Source organism: Pleionea sp. CnH1-48 (assembly GCF_024124665.1).
Taxonomy (GTDB): domain Bacteria; phylum Pseudomonadota; class Gammaproteobacteria; order Enterobacterales; family Kangiellaceae; genus JAMXSB01.
In genome coordinates this window covers 66,558-82,876 of sequence record NZ_JAMXSB010000003.1, presented here as the reverse complement: position 1 = coordinate 82,876, position 16,319 = coordinate 66,558, and the positions used below count along the sequence as shown (strand labels likewise).

The 16,319-nt window shown below is 44.3% G+C and carries 14 protein-coding genes; 9 read left to right on the top strand and 5 right to left on the bottom strand.

The features are described 5' to 3' along the window. Nucleotides 1-8 precede the first annotated feature (8 nt). From NH399_RS05515 to NH399_RS05490, 6 genes are all read left to right on the top strand, one after another. Complete coding sequence (locus NH399_RS05515) at nucleotides 9-1,949, top strand: HAMP domain-containing sensor histidine kinase (protein ID WP_253037702.1); 1,941 nt, start codon at nucleotides 9-11, stop codon at nucleotides 1,947-1,949. After that, the gene (locus NH399_RS25830; protein ID WP_253037701.1) at nucleotides 1,949-2,626 is read left to right on the top strand and encodes a response regulator; all 678 of its coding nucleotides are present in this window, start codon (nucleotides 1,949-1,951) and stop codon (nucleotides 2,624-2,626) included. The genes NH399_RS05515 and NH399_RS25830 overlap by 1 nt, the downstream gene beginning before the upstream one ends. Nucleotides 2,627-2,770: 144 nt before the next feature. Continuing rightward, nucleotides 2,771-3,532, top strand: coding sequence for a tetratricopeptide repeat protein (locus tag NH399_RS05505; RefSeq protein WP_253037700.1), 762 nt, complete (start codon nucleotides 2,771-2,773; stop codon nucleotides 3,530-3,532). Between the two features lie 72 nt (nucleotides 3,533-3,604). Continuing rightward, complete coding sequence (locus tag NH399_RS05500) at nucleotides 3,605-4,723, top strand: AraC family transcriptional regulator (protein ID WP_253037699.1); 1,119 nt, start codon at nucleotides 3,605-3,607, stop codon at nucleotides 4,721-4,723. 163 nt (nucleotides 4,724-4,886) lie between these two features. Further along, nucleotides 4,887-6,272: a S41 family peptidase gene (locus NH399_RS05495; RefSeq protein WP_253037698.1), complete on the top strand. Its 1,386-nt coding sequence runs from the start codon at nucleotides 4,887-4,889 to the stop codon at nucleotides 6,270-6,272. 100 nt (nucleotides 6,273-6,372) lie between these two features. Then, the gene (locus NH399_RS05490) at nucleotides 6,373-6,978 is read left to right on the top strand and encodes a hypothetical protein (protein ID WP_253037697.1); all 606 of its coding nucleotides are present in this window, start codon (nucleotides 6,373-6,375) and stop codon (nucleotides 6,976-6,978) included. Nucleotides 6,979-7,002: 24 nt separating this feature from the next. Here the strand turns inward: NH399_RS05490 and NH399_RS05485 are convergent, their stop codons facing one another. Together NH399_RS05485 and NH399_RS05480 are read right to left on the bottom strand one after the other, a co-directional pair. Continuing rightward, nucleotides 7,003-7,569, bottom strand: a complete 567-nt coding sequence (locus NH399_RS05485) for an adenylate kinase (protein WP_253037696.1) — start codon at nucleotides 7,567-7,569, stop codon at nucleotides 7,003-7,005. 11 nt (nucleotides 7,570-7,580) lie between these two features. Continuing rightward, nucleotides 7,581-8,054 (bottom strand): MarR family transcriptional regulator, encoded by a 474-nt coding sequence (locus NH399_RS05480; RefSeq protein ID WP_253037695.1) that lies wholly within the window; start codon nucleotides 8,052-8,054, stop codon nucleotides 7,581-7,583. A gap of 54 nt (nucleotides 8,055-8,108) precedes the next feature. On the opposite strand from NH399_RS05480, the gene NH399_RS05475 reads away from it, so the two are divergent. Continuing rightward, on the top strand, nucleotides 8,109-8,498 hold the full coding sequence (locus tag NH399_RS05475; protein WP_253037694.1) for a hypothetical protein: 390 nt from the start codon (nucleotides 8,109-8,111) through the stop codon (nucleotides 8,496-8,498). A 357-nt stretch (nucleotides 8,499-8,855) separates the two neighbouring features. Next, the gene (locus tag NH399_RS05470) at nucleotides 8,856-10,331 is read left to right on the top strand and encodes a Ca2+-dependent phosphoinositide-specific phospholipase C (protein ID WP_253037693.1); all 1,476 of its coding nucleotides are present in this window, start codon (nucleotides 8,856-8,858) and stop codon (nucleotides 10,329-10,331) included. 311 nt (nucleotides 10,332-10,642) lie between these two features. Here the strand turns inward: NH399_RS05470 and NH399_RS05465 are convergent, their stop codons facing one another. Together NH399_RS05465 and NH399_RS05460 are read right to left on the bottom strand one after the other, a co-directional pair. Continuing rightward, complete coding sequence (locus NH399_RS05465) at nucleotides 10,643-13,486, bottom strand: pitrilysin family protein (RefSeq protein WP_253037692.1); 2,844 nt, start codon at nucleotides 13,484-13,486, stop codon at nucleotides 10,643-10,645. An 85-nt stretch (nucleotides 13,487-13,571) separates the two neighbouring features. Next, a complete protein-coding gene (locus NH399_RS05460) occupies nucleotides 13,572-14,801 on the bottom strand; it encodes an MFS transporter (protein ID WP_253037691.1) in 1,230 nt (409 codons plus the stop codon). A 348-nt stretch (nucleotides 14,802-15,149) separates the two neighbouring features. Between NH399_RS05460 and NH399_RS05455 the strand changes: the two genes are divergently transcribed. After that, nucleotides 15,150-15,776, top strand: coding sequence for a hypothetical protein (locus tag NH399_RS05455; protein WP_253037690.1), 627 nt, complete (start codon nucleotides 15,150-15,152; stop codon nucleotides 15,774-15,776). A 58-nt stretch (nucleotides 15,777-15,834) separates the two neighbouring features. On the opposite strand, the gene NH399_RS05450 is transcribed toward NH399_RS05455, so the two are convergent. Next, nucleotides 15,835-16,251 (bottom strand): VOC family protein, encoded by a 417-nt coding sequence (locus NH399_RS05450; protein WP_253037689.1) that lies wholly within the window; start codon nucleotides 16,249-16,251, stop codon nucleotides 15,835-15,837. Nucleotides 16,252-16,319: the final 68 nt, after the last annotated feature.

Here is a 16,319-nt window from a genome sequence, read left to right as displayed (position 1 = left end):
AACGATTAATGATGTTTAATCGGATATATTATGGAAGATTCCCAAGAACCATTGCGTTTGCACTGGTTCTTGGGGTTTTTGTGCCCACCGCTTTTATTTTATGGTTTATGGTAGAGGCGATGCAAAACGAACGTTTCGCCGCTCGTCAAAAAGTAGTGGAGGTGTATCGCGAGCAACTTATGTCGGCTCATCAGCGATGGGAAGAGCATTGGCGTCAAAAGATAAATCAGCTGGAACAATTGTCGCAACGCTCACTAGCCAGTCAGGCACTTTTTCAACAGGTTATAGAAAGAAAAATCGCAAGCAGCATTCTAATCGAACCAAAGGGAACAAAAGCAGGCTATCCTGTTACTGGAGGAGACTTTTCTGCTTCTATTGCTTTTCCTGATCAATGGTCAAATGCAAGGGCTCTTGAGTTTAGACAACGCAATTTTTCAGCAGCTCTCAAAGAGTATCAGTATCTTGCTCACAATCATCATCAACCCTTGGTTAGAGCATTAGCCTACCAAGCCGCTGCGCGTTGTTTGATCAAATTAGAGCAACCGAAACGAGCGCTCTCGACACTGGAAGAGCTTTATACTCAGTCTCAATTTTCTGAAGTACGTAACCTTCAGGGACGATTGGTGCTTGCTCATGCATTATTGCAGGCGCGGGATTTATTAGCTGAAATGTCAGATTCATCTGCACAACTTAAAGTTGTTGAAGGTCGCCTGGTAGAGTTGGTTAATCACTACAGTGCCAAAGCGCTGGATGCTAAACAGCGTTGGTTTATCATGAACCAACTGGAATCTTTGCAACAACACATGCCCACTTATCGCGCAGAGCAGCTGGCCCATGACTATTTGAAAACTAAAGCGACTTCTATGGAACAGGGAGTACTGAGTGGAACGGCCATTGAAAATCTTTGGTTATGGAAGCTAGGTGGCACTGGTCTCGGTATATTAATAACGACTGAATTCTTACAGCAAGAGTTAGACAGCCTTTATGCGGGGCGAGGTTACTCGATTAAGTTGCAACCTCCATTGCCTGCGCAGGCTTATCATCATGAGGGACAGCCCGTGGCCGAGTCTGTTGCTATCGGTGACTTTATGCCTGGATGGCGTTTGAATCTTTATTTGGACTCTAAGCTGATGAGCAGTGAAACCTCTGAAGCCAAGGTGGCCGCCTATCTGTGGATTGGTGTGCTGCTGGTGGTCTCCATGGTGATTGTGTACAGCTTTGTTGTGCGGTACATATTCACTCGCGAGAAGTTGCACACTTTAAAGAATGATCTTATGGCGACGGTGACTCATGAACTCAAAACGCCACTGTCTTCCATGCGCCTGTTTGTTGAGATTTTATTAAATGATGAAGAGGATTTATCGCCACGGACTCAAGAGTATCTGTTGCTCATCGACCAGGAAAATCGACGGTTAACGCGTTTGATCGAAAACTTCCTGACTTTTTCCAGGATGGAACGTGGCAAGCAGGTGTTTCAGCGCGAGCAGGTGTGTGCTCTCGATGTTATAGAAGCCGCGCTAGCGCCTTTTTATGAAAAGCTGAAGGCCGAGCAATTTATTTTTGAAACGCCTTTGCCAGAAACCTTGCCGGATATAGAAGTGGACATCGATTTAATGGTGGTGGCCATCAGTAATCTATTGGAGAACGCTTACAAATATTCCGTTGAACGAAAACATATTACCGTAACAACGAGAGTAGTAGAGCAAGCGCTTTATATTGATATCGTCGATCAAGGCATTGGATTGTCACGTAATGATTGCAAAAAGATTTATGATGGCTTTTATCGCGTCGATCAAAGTCTGGCGCAAAACATTGATGGTTGTGGTATTGGTCTGAATATTACCAAGTACATTGTTGAGCACCATCAAGGTGACATTACCGTCGAAAGCGAACTGGGTGTTGGCAGCACCTTTACTATTCGGCTGCCAGTTTGTGAGGAGAATTCTTAGTGACAAAGACAGTATTAATCATCGAGGATGATTCGGCCCTGATTCGAGGGCTAAAAGACAGCTTCTCTAAACGTGGGTTCGACGTTAAAACAGCCATGGATGGAGAGACCGGTTTGAATATGGTGGTTAGTGAAGATATCGATCTGGTAATACTGGATATTATGTTGCCTAAAATGAATGGATATCAGGTGTGCGAAGGTATTCGAGAATGTGAACGCGACATGCCCATCATCATGTTGACTTCAAAAGGTCAAGAAAAGGACATTGTAAGAGGGTTGAATCTGGGGGCTGATGATTACGTCACAAAACCCTTTAGTATTATGGAACTGTTAGCAAGGGCGAATGCGTTTTTAAGAAAAAGAAAGCAGGTGACGACCTATCAGTTTGATGATTATGCACTGAGCATTGATTCCAGAAAGTTACTGAGAGGTGATGATGAAATTCCATTAACTCCCAAAGAGTTTGGTGTTTTATTGTTATTCTTGCAACGAGAAGGGCAAGCATTAGCGCGTGAGACTATTTTGAATGCGGTATGGAAGAGCTGTGTAATGACCACAACGCGCAGCGTTGATCGGTGCGTCACCACCTTGAGGAAAAAAATTGAGCCCAATCCTGCACGGCCAAAATACATAAAGTCGATACGGGATGTGGGATATCGGTTTGAAACCGCTGAATAGCGCTACCCGATATATAAATATCCGTGGCTCGCATTTTGTTCTATCTCATGGGCATAGAGTGGTATATTACTGTTTTAGAGTGATCAATGAATACGAGTTGGAATGATAGAAAGTAATACTTGCTTAAGAAGTACGAGGCTCATTGTGTTAGGGTTTGCACTGCTTGGATTGGTATTGGCTCAATCCGCATTTGCTAATGGCGCTGAAAGTGCTTATCAAAAAGCCCTGAAAGAATTCTCTGGCAAGCGCGATTTTTCTAAAATAGAAAAGTGGTTGATTCAAGCCGCTAGTGAAGAGCATAGAAAAGCCCAGTCAGCACTGGCATTTTATTACACCTATCGGTCTTCAAACGAAAAGAAAGCCTTGAGCTATCATTACAAGGCCGCTGACAACGAGTGTATGGAGTCCAGTTACTGGCTAGCGCATCGTGCTTTACAAAATAACCAGCCATCGGAGTTTTATCGTCGATTTAAGCAAGGCTTAACACGAGCGACATCCTGTTATGAAGTGCATAGTCATGCTTTTCCGGTCAGTATCGTGAGTAAAATGCATCGAATGGTTGAAGAGATGTATGGAGTCATCGACAAAGCCGCACAAGAGCCAAATCCTCGAGATCAATTCTTATTGGGAGTCATCTACTTTCAAGGCTATAAGGCACAAGGTATACCTGATTTTAAGACGGGGGTCTTATGGTTAGAAAAAGCCGCCCAGCAAAATCATGTGTTGGCCCAGTTCACATTAGCATCGGTTTATACCACCGATATTACAGGGACTGAAAATAGAGCATTGGCTCGTCACTGGATTAAGGAAGCCTATCAACGACGTAACCATGATTCGCTGACAGAAGAAGAAAAGCAAAAAATTATCAAGCTGTATCAATGCATACATTCTAAAACAGAATGCTAAGAGAGCTTCATTTGACAAGCCTATTGTGGTTACGCCATGCTGAGAGCTCAAACCCAATAAACAAGAATAATTATGGGCTTTAGTTTACTCGAATCGATTATTTTACTAGGTGGGATTCAGGGCATCTTCCTCAGCTCGGTACTGCTGTTTTCTCCTCGCCATCGAAAAGCCGCTAACCTGTTTTTAGGGCTTTTTGTATTAGCCTTTTCGATTAATATTTTACGGAATATTCTGGAAGCCCATGGATATCTGGCGAACTTCGATATCGTTCGAGTGGTATCTCTGGGCATGCCTGCTTTGTACGGTCCTCTTATCTACCTTTATGTCGTGGCCGCGATTTCGGTGACAGCGACGGTTAAGCCAAATTATGGCAAACACTTTATATTGGCGGCTGTGTATCTGGGAGTCTTGTTATCTAGCGCTTTGTTGGGGGTGACTGACTGGCCAGAAGCCGAGCGATACCCGTGGTTGATCGGGGTCTTCAGTTTGCTGGTGGTTCTGGTGGTGATTCAAACTCTGGTGTACTTTATTCTGGCGGTACTACGATTGCGCCGACTCGACCACGAGCTGGAGTTGAATTTTTCTTCAGTAGAAGGGGTTGGCATGCGTTGGATCAAAAAACTGTTGCTGGCCTTTATTGGATTGTTCTTAATCTGGGTGCTGGTATTTGGCGCCGATCTTCGTATTCTGAATGTTCATTACCCTGAATATGTTTTTCAAGGGTTCTGGTTGGCGATGGCGGTGTTGGTCTATTGGATGGGATATTACAGCATGCTCAAACCAGAGGTGCTGACGTTTGAGCTACAGACAACGAAAAAGAAATCATCGATATCCATAGAGCCAGATGTAGTGGACAGGGTAGGTGAGCAACTCACATTAGCCATGGAAGAGGATAAACTCTATCTCAACTCTGAATTATCACTCAAACAACTCGCTGAGCATTTGCAGCTGAATGCCAAAAAAGTCTCTCATATTCTTAACAGCCGCTTCGATAAAACCTTTTATGCCTTTGTGAATGAATATCGCATCGAGGCCGTGAAGCGGTGCCTGGAAAATCCTGATAAGCGATTTGATAAGCTGGAAGGCATTGCCTACGACTGTGGGTTTAAATCCTCATCCACTTTCAATCGGTTATTCAAGCAGTACGAGAATATGACGCCCAAAGCCTATCGAGAGCAAAAGTTGGGCTGATTTTTAGCCAAATAGTGCCCAATTAAGGCTCCCAAGAAGGTTTCGTTGCCCAATTCCGGTATTGGGCAATGGATTCGCTGTCTCCATACCGACTCTCTCAGCATACTTTTCTCATCACGCGGCGACCTGCATCGCTGTTCAACTTAACCTTGATGAGGAATACATGATGACTATTAACACGCTATCGCTTTTCACTTTGGCTGCATCCTTGCTGTGTCTGACGGCTTGCAAAAGTTCGAACCCTGTAGAGCCCGAATCGCCTTTTAAACAATTTCAGGGTGTCTGGTTGCAGCAGGGGTATGGTCAGGTGTTAGAAATCACTGAAGAGAATTATCGTTACTATCAAGTGAGCGAGGTCAGCTGTTTGCCATCACAACAAGGAACACTGGAAGGCTTAGAGCTGAGCCTGGACCAATTTGAAGTGAATACCTCACAGACACAGATGAAGCTGCAATATCATGGGAATTACACAGAGTTCTACTTGAATAAGGTGTCTGCTTTACCCGCTCAATGTCTGGGTGAAACACCTGCGCCATCGGACCCAGAATATAACTTTGAAGTGTTGTGGCATACCTTCAACGAACAATATGCTTTTTTTGAGCAACGTAATGTTAACTGGGCGGCTGCTTATGCAGAATTCAGACCTCAGGTATCTGCATCCACTACCAGTGCAGAATTGAAAGAGATCATGGTATCTATGCTGTCTAGGTTCAAAGAGGACCATGTCTCTCTTACGGATGAATATTTGGAGTATCGTGCAGGAGAAGTGCCTGCTTTATTGGCGCGAATTGCGCAGGAGTTTGCGGCGCAGTCAGAGGTAAGCACATTGGATGAATACATTGCCATACAACAGCAGCGTATCTTGCAGATATTGGCGGTCTATCTAGGAGGAGATGTAAAACAGGCGGCGAATGGTCAGGTAATTTGGGGCAAACTGAATGACCACACCGGATATTTGGCACTGGCACAAATGCAGAACTTTACCGAGTCGACGGATTTTGACAGCCAGATGGCCGCACTGGAATCGGCATTGGATCAGGTGTTTGCTGATTTGTCCGATACCCAGAGCCTGGTGCTGGATCTGCGTTTGAACGGTGGTGGTATGGCCGAGTCGGCACTGAGAGTAGCGCGTCGAATGATTTCACAAGATACGCCCGTTTTTTCTGTTTCAGCACGAGATGGTACAGGCTTTACACCAGAGCAAGTGATTGCCTTGAGCCCTGCTGCACAACCCTGGACAGGCTCCATTGTGGTATTAACCAGTTCGGTAACAGCCAGTGCCGCCGAAGTTCAATTGCTGAGTTTGCTGTCACTGCCTATAACAGTGATTGGAGAAAAAACGGCAGGCATTTTTTCTAATCGGCTCGTTCGACAGTTGCCGAATGGTTGGCACTTTTCTTTATCGAACGAAGTGTATCGCGATAGAGACGGTGTTAGTTACGAAGCATCAGGATTTCAGCCAGATATTGCTATGGATGTTTTCTTAAAAAGTGATCGTGATGCGGGTACTGATGCGGCTATCGAGCGAGCACTGGAGCTGCTGCAATAAATAATAGGTTAGCTAACGAAAGCCAAGTGTTTAGTGCTTGGCTTTTTGTTGTTATTTACCTAAGCTAGCTTGATAGCAATGATATGAGGTTCGTTTTAATATGACTCAACAAGCATCCGATGTGGTTATCTGGAAGGATCGTTCCTTTTTTATTTGCGGGACTGACGGTGGTTCATTATTTTCACCAACAAAACATGGCTATGATCCTATGCCTGCGAGTACCGCTTGTGGTGCTGGCTATTGGGTAGAATACAAAGTCGAAACCTCTTCGGATAAAGAACAACTCTACTTACAAACTTTAATCATTAATGATTCCGATGGAATCCAACCTCGCATGCCGAAACCTTTTGCAGGCATAGAGCCAGAAGAGTCGAGAGTCGATGCCATTGGGCCCTGGGCATTTAATAATATGAATTATCCACTCGACTTTACTGGCGAGTTGTTTATTGGTCAAGACAGTGTGGATTGCTTTGAGTTTGCTATTGGGGCTCATTGCGCGTATGGGTACAAGACAGCGTACCAGCTAAGTTTTGATAAGGGAGTACTGCAAGATGTAAAAGACATCAGTCGGGCAATGGAAGAAGAACGTAGGCTATTAGAAAGCGGCGAACATCCTGCGTTAGAAATCAAGCCGCTTGTTATTGAGCCTGTGAATATGGAACTAGAAATACCGGATGTAAAAGTTGAGTGGAAGGAAGATCTTTAATAAAGCTTTATGTAAAACTCTAACTTATCCATTCTCAATGATGGCACTTTCCAAAAATGCTCTGGCTTCTGCGGGAGAACTAAGACGCACAAACTGAATGTGTGAGTAATCATCAGACTCCATCCACTTTTTTATTTTCTTTTTATTTGGATAATAATTTTTTAGCATCCACCAAAGAATCGAGTCGCGGTTAAAAAATGCTTTTCTAAAAGACTCTTTGTTGCCGGTTTCTGGCCAGAGTTCCTTTTTAGTCCAGCAGCGATTCAGTGTTCGAGAGATAGCTTGATAAAGCGTTCGAAAGAAACCATAGTCGATCCAGATCACCATATTCACTTGTTGCCACTTAAAGGCCATAGTGCGGCTGTAGTTGCCATCAAGCACCCAGGTGTTTGCACTGATGGCTTGTTGCAGTTTTGCAAAAAACTCTTCATCTGTTGGGTGTTGCCAGTTTGGTTTCCAAAACAAAGCATCCATTTCGATATAGGGAATATCGAGCTGCTTTGCCAAGGCTTGGCTAAAGGTCGACTTGCCGCTGGCGCTGGTGCCGATCACATTGATTCGATGATGGGGGGATTTCTTAAGAGTCGACATGGTTCTACTTTCTATTGTTTGTCCGAATCGAGCAACAAGGTATTAAGTTGGTTCAGTGAATCGAGGGTTTCCTGAAGCTTCTTATCGTTCACTTCCGTCATAAATTTTTTATCCAGATCCGCAAGCAACTGTCGCGCATCGGATATTAAATTCTCACCTAACTGAGTAAACAAGATTTGCTTTTGTTTACCCACGCCTGCCACTTGTTCTAAATAGCCCACACGACAAAGCTCTTTAACGGTTTTGGCAACCATTTGCCGCGAGACACCCAGATTGCGAGCAATCTCTGAACCGTAATTAACGCCACAGTCGAGTGCGCTGAGAAAGTTAAGAACCGTAGGGGATGCGGATTCGTAGCCCTTGCTTTTCAATGAGTTAGCCAGATAATCAGAAATCTGCTCTTGTAGCTTCGAAGCGCTAAACACCAGCTGCAACGACAGGCTGTCTACCATCGGTGTGCCTTTTTGTGTCAACCTTGTTGACATGAAGTCTTCCTCGAACCATACTTATGTCAATCTAGTTTACATGAGGAGTGAGTGATGATCACGCTAAAACAGGTACTTAAGTTGAATGCGGCCAGTTGTCTTATGTTTGGTAGTTTGTTCGCAGTGATGCCGTCCAGCATTGCCGTGTTTTTAAGTGAGTCGCAACCGTTGCCCAGCTTATTAATTTGGGCAACAGGAATCGTGTTACTTCTGAACGGTGGGCATTTGCTATGGGCTGCCTATCAGTCCAAACCTTCGCGTCATTGGATTTTCTATTTTTCGGCAGGAGACTTTCTCTGGGTATTAGCGACGCTGGTGTTAGTGGTTGGAGGCTTTGGCGTGACGACGACTTTTGGAATTGTTACTGCACTGGTGATTGCTTTAGTGGTGGCAGAGCTGGGGATTATGCAATTGCTCACTTTACGCAGAGAAACACGGGCTTAAAGTGTCGCTCATGAACGACGGGCTATAGGTTTCTGGAGCTCTCTCTTTATTGAGATGAATCCATCGATAGTGTTAAGCCTTTAGCTTTTTTACAAGGATGTTTAAGAAACTTTAATAGAACTCTGTTATACCCGTTGCATTTCAAGGTGCAGCGGTGTTGGCTGCGCGCACTCACCCCAATCACTTAGTGTGTCTAAGCTCAGGGGATTCACTTGCTGGCCGCCTACCTGAACTTTGAAATGCTTTGGGTATGCCCGTCGCCTTGAAATACTTTGGGTATAGATAGCTCTTCCTAGATACTTCTTAAGCAATTTTGAGGTAATTTCATTCGGTAATCTTTATTCTTGGAGATATAAAGTGGCGTTTAACAATCGATTAAAACATAAGGCAGTTCGACTTTTTGGCAGTCTGGCTCTGGGTTTGATGGCGGTCAGTGGCATGACACAAAATCATTACCCTCCCTATCAGGCGCAAGGGGTGCAAGATCACTTTCGCTTTGATCAGCTCTATTACATACAGCCCCATAATACTTACGAGCATCATCATTCCTTGAGAGATTGGCTGGATAATGGATATCGCTCGATGGAGCTGGATGTTATCGATTCAGGCAGCTGGCAAAGCAATAGCAAAGGGCCTTATATTAGCCATGACTACAGCCCCTCGGGTGCCAACTGTAGTTATTCGGGCAATGATCGATTAGGGCACTGTTTTGATGATATTCGCCAATGGCTGAACGATAATCCTAATGAGCCGCCTTTGTTAATTCTGGTCGATATGAAGTCGGGCAGTAATATTTTTGCCGACTACTGGAACCCGAACGAAATTGCTGCCTTAGATTCTTTTATCAGTAGCTACCTGGGCAACAAGATGTATCGCTATAGCGATTTAACCGCTCGCTTAGGCTCGGCCTACAGTGGCAATTATCGAGAGCGTCTAAAGGCTATTGGCTGGCCATTGGTGCAATCACTGCGTGGCAAAGTGATTGTGGCTTTAACGGGCGGAAAACTGTTTGATGTGAATGACCGTATGGAATCTTCTTTAGCCGTTCGTGGCTCGAATCAGGCAACATTCTTATGCCCTGATATGGATGCCGATGATCCCGAGGAGTTTTCTTCGACCATTGATTCTATTTCTTCTACTAACTCAAGAAAGTTTTTTTGCGGTAATGTAAAAGCTGGAGATCATTATCAGCTTGCGGCGAATCGAGCTGCAGAATACAAACAGATTATGCACCTGTGGGATCGAGCTGGCGATTTTAATAATACAGATTTCGCCGCGACCTGGCTGGCAATAGGGCACGGTGTGCAGGCCCACGGTTGGGACATTGCCAGTCCATTCCATACGCCCAGTTGGGTGAGTGAAGTGCCTTTGGTGGGTAAGCGTCGTAGTTTGCCCGTATACTTTAAGTTAAAGCCCACTCACGCTCCCAGCAAGTGCATGGATGTTTCTGGTTCTGGTAGTTCTAATGGAACCAAAATTCATCAGTGGGGATGTCATGGTGGTGATAATCAGCGTTTTGTTTATACGGCAGAAGGTCAGTTGCGGCCTAAACATCATAATAAATATTGCGTCGACTTTTCATCGGGCAGTGCAGGTAATGGCAAAAAAATGCACCTTTGGGATTGCGATGGTGGTGATTCAGAAAAATGGGCAATTACCTTAAACGGTATGTTTAAGAGCCGTTCGAAAAACTATAGCTACTGTATTGATGTTCCCGGTTGGTCAACGCAAAACGGCACACAATGGCAACTTTGGGGATGCGGCTCTGCGGGTAAAACGAATCAGGAGTTTATTTTGGAATCGGTCCCCGACTGGAATCAAACATCCTTCTAAATTGCTTTTATATTAAGGTTAATTTTTATTGGTTTTGTTGGGAATAAAAATAAATGATGAACGTTATTTATATGTCGTTCATCCAATACCCCTAGATAAACGACATTAGGCCTCTTTGATATCACCGCTACGGTGTCGATCGAAGGGGCTTTTTTTATGATGTAAAAGGTTGAAAAAATATTTAATAAATATTGGAATAAAACGTAAGCGAGGGCGTTCTATTTGTGTTCTAGAGTTTTATACCCTATGACGACAATTATTATCCCCCTCAATCTCGGCGACGAGAATTTTTTGAGGGGGACTTTTTTACATTATATCTTATTGCCTTTGCGGTCTAATAAGATGGGATCACCATAGCCAAACTGCTTAACACGATCGAGCTGTGTTTTAGCATCGCCCACCACAACATAGATCATTTGCTGCTCTTCGGCATACTTTGTATATAAGGCTCGTGCTTCTTCTAATGTTAAAGCCTTAAGTTGTTGTTGCTGTTGTTCAACATAGTTAGCTGGCAAATCAAATTGACTCACATCATCCAACATATTGATTAAGTTACCCAGAGTTTCAAAACGGCGCGAGTTAGCTTTTGACAAAATGTTTTTGGTAATGGCTAAGTCTTTGGCTTCAAAAGTCTCATCGTAGTTGGCAATCAAATCTTTGATGATTTGTAGCGATTCTAAAGTTACGTTAGAGCGTACTTGAGAATAAGCTAAGAAGGGTGCAGTAAAGCCGCTTTTGTTAATGCTGCTGTAGGCACCATAGGTATAACCTTTTTCAATTCTTAAGGTTTGGAATAGTCGTGCGCTACTGCCTGAACCTAAACGATTCTGTGCCACCGTAAATTTATAGAAGTCTTTATTGTCGCCTTTAAGTGCAGGCTTACCGGCAATGATAACCGACTGCTTGGCATCAGGAATATCAATAAAGAAGACTTTAGGCTTGTTGATGGGGGCTGGTGGTTCAAAAGAAGGAATCACAACCTTATCGCCTTGCCAGTCTTTAATCAAAGGCTCAATGCCTGCAATAATGGCATCTTGTTTGATATCGCCAACAACATGGAAGTAGGCATTGCGAGGAGAAAGGCTCTTTTTATAAAAGGCTTTCAAGTCGTCAATAGTGAGTGCACTGATGGTTTCTTTAGTTCCAGAAACGGGCAACCCTGCACGATGTTTGTCTCCGTATAAATGCTTATAAAAAGCACGGCTGGCAACGCGGAAGGGTTGGGCTTCGCTTTGTTGGATGCCGCTGAGTTGTCTGGCTTTGATGCGCTTAAACTCGGTTTCATCCCAACGGGGTTCCAACAGCATTTCTTTAACTAACGCCATGGTTTTGTCGTAGTTACGAGCCAGAGTATTACCGGTTACAAAAATACCACCTTGATCGCTAGAAATTTGAATACTCGCGCCTAAAAGACCAATGGCATCTTCCAGCTCGGCTGGGGTTTTGCTGCGCGTGCCTTCATTCATTAACTGCGCCATCACGCTGGATAAGCCCAGGTTATCTTTGGTTTCTAACCAGCCGCCGCCGTTAACACGTAAGCTGAATTCAACCAATGGCAATTCATTGTGTTCAATGTTGTACACCATCATACCGTTCTCGGTGCCCGTTTTATGAATGGTTGGCACTTGAACAACGGCGGCTTTGCCTAGTGGTGGCTCAGAACGGTCATGTTTGGTTGGCGTTTTGACGTACTGGGCTTCTTTGTTGGAGTCGAAGTTTTTCTCAGCACCTTGTACGATTTTTTCTTCTTTCACATTGGCTTTGGCTGAACCATCAACAATCAGCTTGGGTGCATTTTTAGGAACAAAGCTGGTCATTATGTAAGGCTTGTTTTTGATGTAGCGATTATACACACGCATCACATCGGCACGAGTGACCTTTTTGATGTTTTCGATATCTTGAGAAATAAAGTCGGGGCTGCCAGCATATTCGGCATAGTTACCCAGTTGGAAGGCTTTATTTAAGATGCTGGAAATACCGTTATAAAAAGACGTTTCCTGACGCGCTTTGATACGCTCAAGTGCTGTGTCACTAAAGCCATTTTGCTCGAAGTTTTTCAATGACTTTTCGATATGTGTCAAAACATCATCAAGATCTTTTCCTGCATGGGCGCGAACACGAATTGTGAAGGTGCCTGCAATTTCTTGTGCACTATGGTAAGCGGCAACACCGGGAGCTAATTTTTGTTCGGCAACCAAGGTTTGGTAAAGCGGTGCTTTTTTGCCATCACTTAAAATCTCGGCCAGTGCGCTAAGGGCGTAGGCGTCCTTGTGATACTGCTCAACCGTTGGAAAGGTTAAACGCAATTCTGGAGCTTTGGCAAAGGTATCCAGATGGTAAAGCTTCTTGGTTTTTTCAAGTGTGACAGCCTGCGGCTCAGGATCGGCAATCGGTTTTGAAGCTTTAATTTCGCCAAACCATTGCTCTACAAGCGCTTTGGTTTTATCCATTTCAATATCGCCTGCAATAACGAGTGTGGCGTTGGCTGGGCCATAGTATTGATGATAAAACTCTTTAACATCTTCCAGAGTCGCTGCTTGCAGATCTTCCAGATCGCCAATCACTGTCCAGTTGTAGGGGTGCGATTCTGGATAGAGGTTTTTGAGAATAACGTGGTTAGTATGACCATAGGCACGATTATCTACGCGTTGGCGCTTCTCATTTTTTACTACCTGCTTTTCTCGTTCCAGAGCACCTTCGGTTACCGTATTGATCATAAAGCCCAGACGGTCAGAGTCGATCCACATCAACTTCTCGAAAGCATCTTTAGGGACCACTTCGTAATAAATTGTACCGTCTGACCAGGTGCCGCCGTTGCGCGTGCCACCCAGCTCTTCAATCATTTTGCGATTGGCACCCTGAGGGACGTTTTCTGAGTCGTTAAACGCCATGTGCTCAAAGAAATGAGCAAATCCGGTACGCCCTGGTTTTTCTCGATTCGAACCCACGTGTACGATGGTTGAGATAGCAACAATAGGGTCGGACTTATCCTGATGGAGAATCACATTCAGGCCATTATCCAGTGTGTATTGTTCGTAAGGGATGCTGAGTGTTTGCACCTTCTCTGAGGTGCTCTTCTGAGCGGTTTGAGTGGTATCGGTCTGACAGGCAGTGAGCACCAAGGCCGATAGCAACGAGAGAGTAATTCTGGTCATTCTTTGATCCTTATTATGTGCGTGCTCCGATTCTAAACGCTGTGATCAGGGCTGACAAGAATGACCCGGTGGTGAAATTGTAAGGTTATTTTTTCTCTTGGTCTTCGACCAGCTGGCCTGTGGAGGTGGGGGCGACCAGTTGGTGCTCTTTGGTGTATTGGCGTGTTCGCTGGCGGACGATTAAGCGCACCAGACAGAACAGGGCAAAGAACAATAGAAGGCTGAACAGCCCGTAATAAAAGCCATCGCGAGGCCACTGGTTCATAATGAGCGAGAGAGTAAAGGGGCCTGAGGTTGAGCCTATGCCTGCTACCAGAATTAAGGTGCCCGTTGCACTGATTCTTTGTTCTGGCTTTAAGGAGTCGTGAGTATAGGCGACACAGATGGAGTAGAGCGGCAGTATCATGGCACCGATCAGGAAGATGGTGAAAAGCAGCATGAGCAGAGAGTCTCTCACCATCGGTAGCACTATGATAACCAGAAGGCTTGCAAGCAATGAGCAAGAGAACAAAATCCAGCGACGATCCATTAAGTCTGAGAGCTTGCCTATCGGCCACTGAGACACGAAACCGCCAAAAATAAAGGCTGCCATAAACCAGGATACTTGCGCCGGAGTAAGAGCGATTGATGCGGCAAACACAGGGCCCATACCAAATATCATCGCCATGGAGCCATGAGCGCATATCGCACCAATAACACCCACCTGAGAGGTTTCATACAATGAACGAATGGGTACCTTGTCTGGCTTTCTATACTCTGGTGCATTGTCAGCGGTTGCCAACAAAGGAATCGCCGAGATACTTACCAGTACGGAGAGCACGCTAAAGATAACAAAACTACCGGGGTCGGTAAATTGCAGCAAAAACTGCCCACTACCGACACCGATAAAAATGGTCATCATGTAGGTGGCGAGTAGTTGTCCTCGGTTTTGGTTCGTGGACTTTTCATTGAGCCAACTTTCGTTAACAACGTAGATCCCTGATACACAGAAACCAAAGACAAAACGCAGCAACATCCAGAACCAGGGATCGACAAACAACGGAGGTAACAATAAAGCTGCCGAGGCCAGTGCGGTGAGAGCACCAAAGGTTCTTACATGACCGACGCGCTGAATAATAATGGGGCCGCGTATTGCCCCGATTAAAAAGCCAGCGAAAAAGCTGGACATCAATAATCCCGTAACCAGGGTCGAAAACCCCTCCATGGTGGCACGAATACCAAAGAGTGTTGTTTGACTGCCATTACAGACAGATAACAGGAATACACCTGTAAAGAGAGTGAGATACAGATGGCGCTGTTCTTGATGATCTTTCATGGAGTAAGAAAGTTACCTTAAGAGAAATTTTCTGTTTGCACGAAGTGCACTAAGACTGGCTCCAGAGTCTCTATATTGTAGCTACTATCTCAAAATATTGCATTTCTATTTCGATTATTAAGCAGTTTGATGACACTTTTTTAGAGATTGTTAGAGCAACAGGAAGTTGCGATGGAGATTATTAAATTCTTTGTGGTTATTGTCATATTTCTGTTGTTTATTTGTAGTAAAAGTATTGGAGTGCGTTCAGTTTTAATGATTAGATATCAAGCAACTTAATGGAGTGGTAGTGCAGTGATGACAATAATAAGCAGATTGTTTAGAAATAGTCTTTATGGGTTGATATGTATGGCAACGTTATTGGAAGCCAAAGAGTGTGTGGTAGTGGATGGGAAAAATGCCGCTTTTGTTTATAAGGAAACAGTAGGTTCTAAGGTTTATGAGCTCAACTACATTCGCTCAGCTGATCGAGTGATTCTATGGCGGAAAAACGAACCTGTTATCGAGGTGATCAGTCATCTCAATAATAAAGTGGAATTGATTCGGCTTTTTCCAGAACATAATCGAGGCATTCGCTATCAAGCGAAAGACTTGGCTGCGATTAATAAATCTCATCAATGGGACAAATACTTTCACCTTGTTGATGTTGATAGTGTTAAGCAATTCAGCAAAAGTTCTACTGTGTGTCCTAACGAGTCTCATCTGAAGGGAAGCGTTAATGATGTGAATTATGAGATCCGCTGGCTTGATCAAGCGCAGCTACCGAGTTCTTTATTGATTCACTCTAATCAAAATACTTACCAGATAAACTGGCTGCGAGAATTGTCGCCAGAAGAGCAAAAGTATCCTTTTAAAGTGATGTTATTATCGGATGTTGTTTCTGTTGATGAAGTTAGTCGTGCTAGCTCGGATGCCACCATTCAAGAGATGGCAAAAATAGGGGATGGAGAAAGCATTTATCTATTTCAAAAGTAATTTTTAGCGTTTACCCAAAGTGATCGTTTCGATTTTGTGCTTAGGGTAAACAAGGGTATTACCAACTTCCTGTGTTTTCCATCGAAGCCCAGGGCTCTTGAGTTGGTAAGCATTCTCCTGCTTGCAGCAGTTCTATGCTGACACCATTGGGATCTTTGATGAAAGCCATGCGCCCATCTCTTGGCGGACGATTGATCGTGATCCCCATATCCATAAGCTTTTGACAGGTCCCATAGATGTCATCGACGGCGTAGGCGAGATGACCAAATTGATCGCCTTGGGAGTATTCTCGATCACCCCAGTTATGTGTGAGCTCGATCATCGGCCCTGTTTCTGACTCGCCGATAAAATAAAGACTGAATTGGCCATTGGGGTAGTCGCTCTTGCGGATCAGTTTGAGCCCTAATGCTTCGGTATAAAAAGCTACCGACTCTTCGGGTTTGGAGGTTCTGATCATGGTGTGAAGGTATCTCATTGTTCATTCTCTATATGGTTTCGTTTTTATAAGCTATTTATATCGTTCTTATTACTCGTCATCAACAT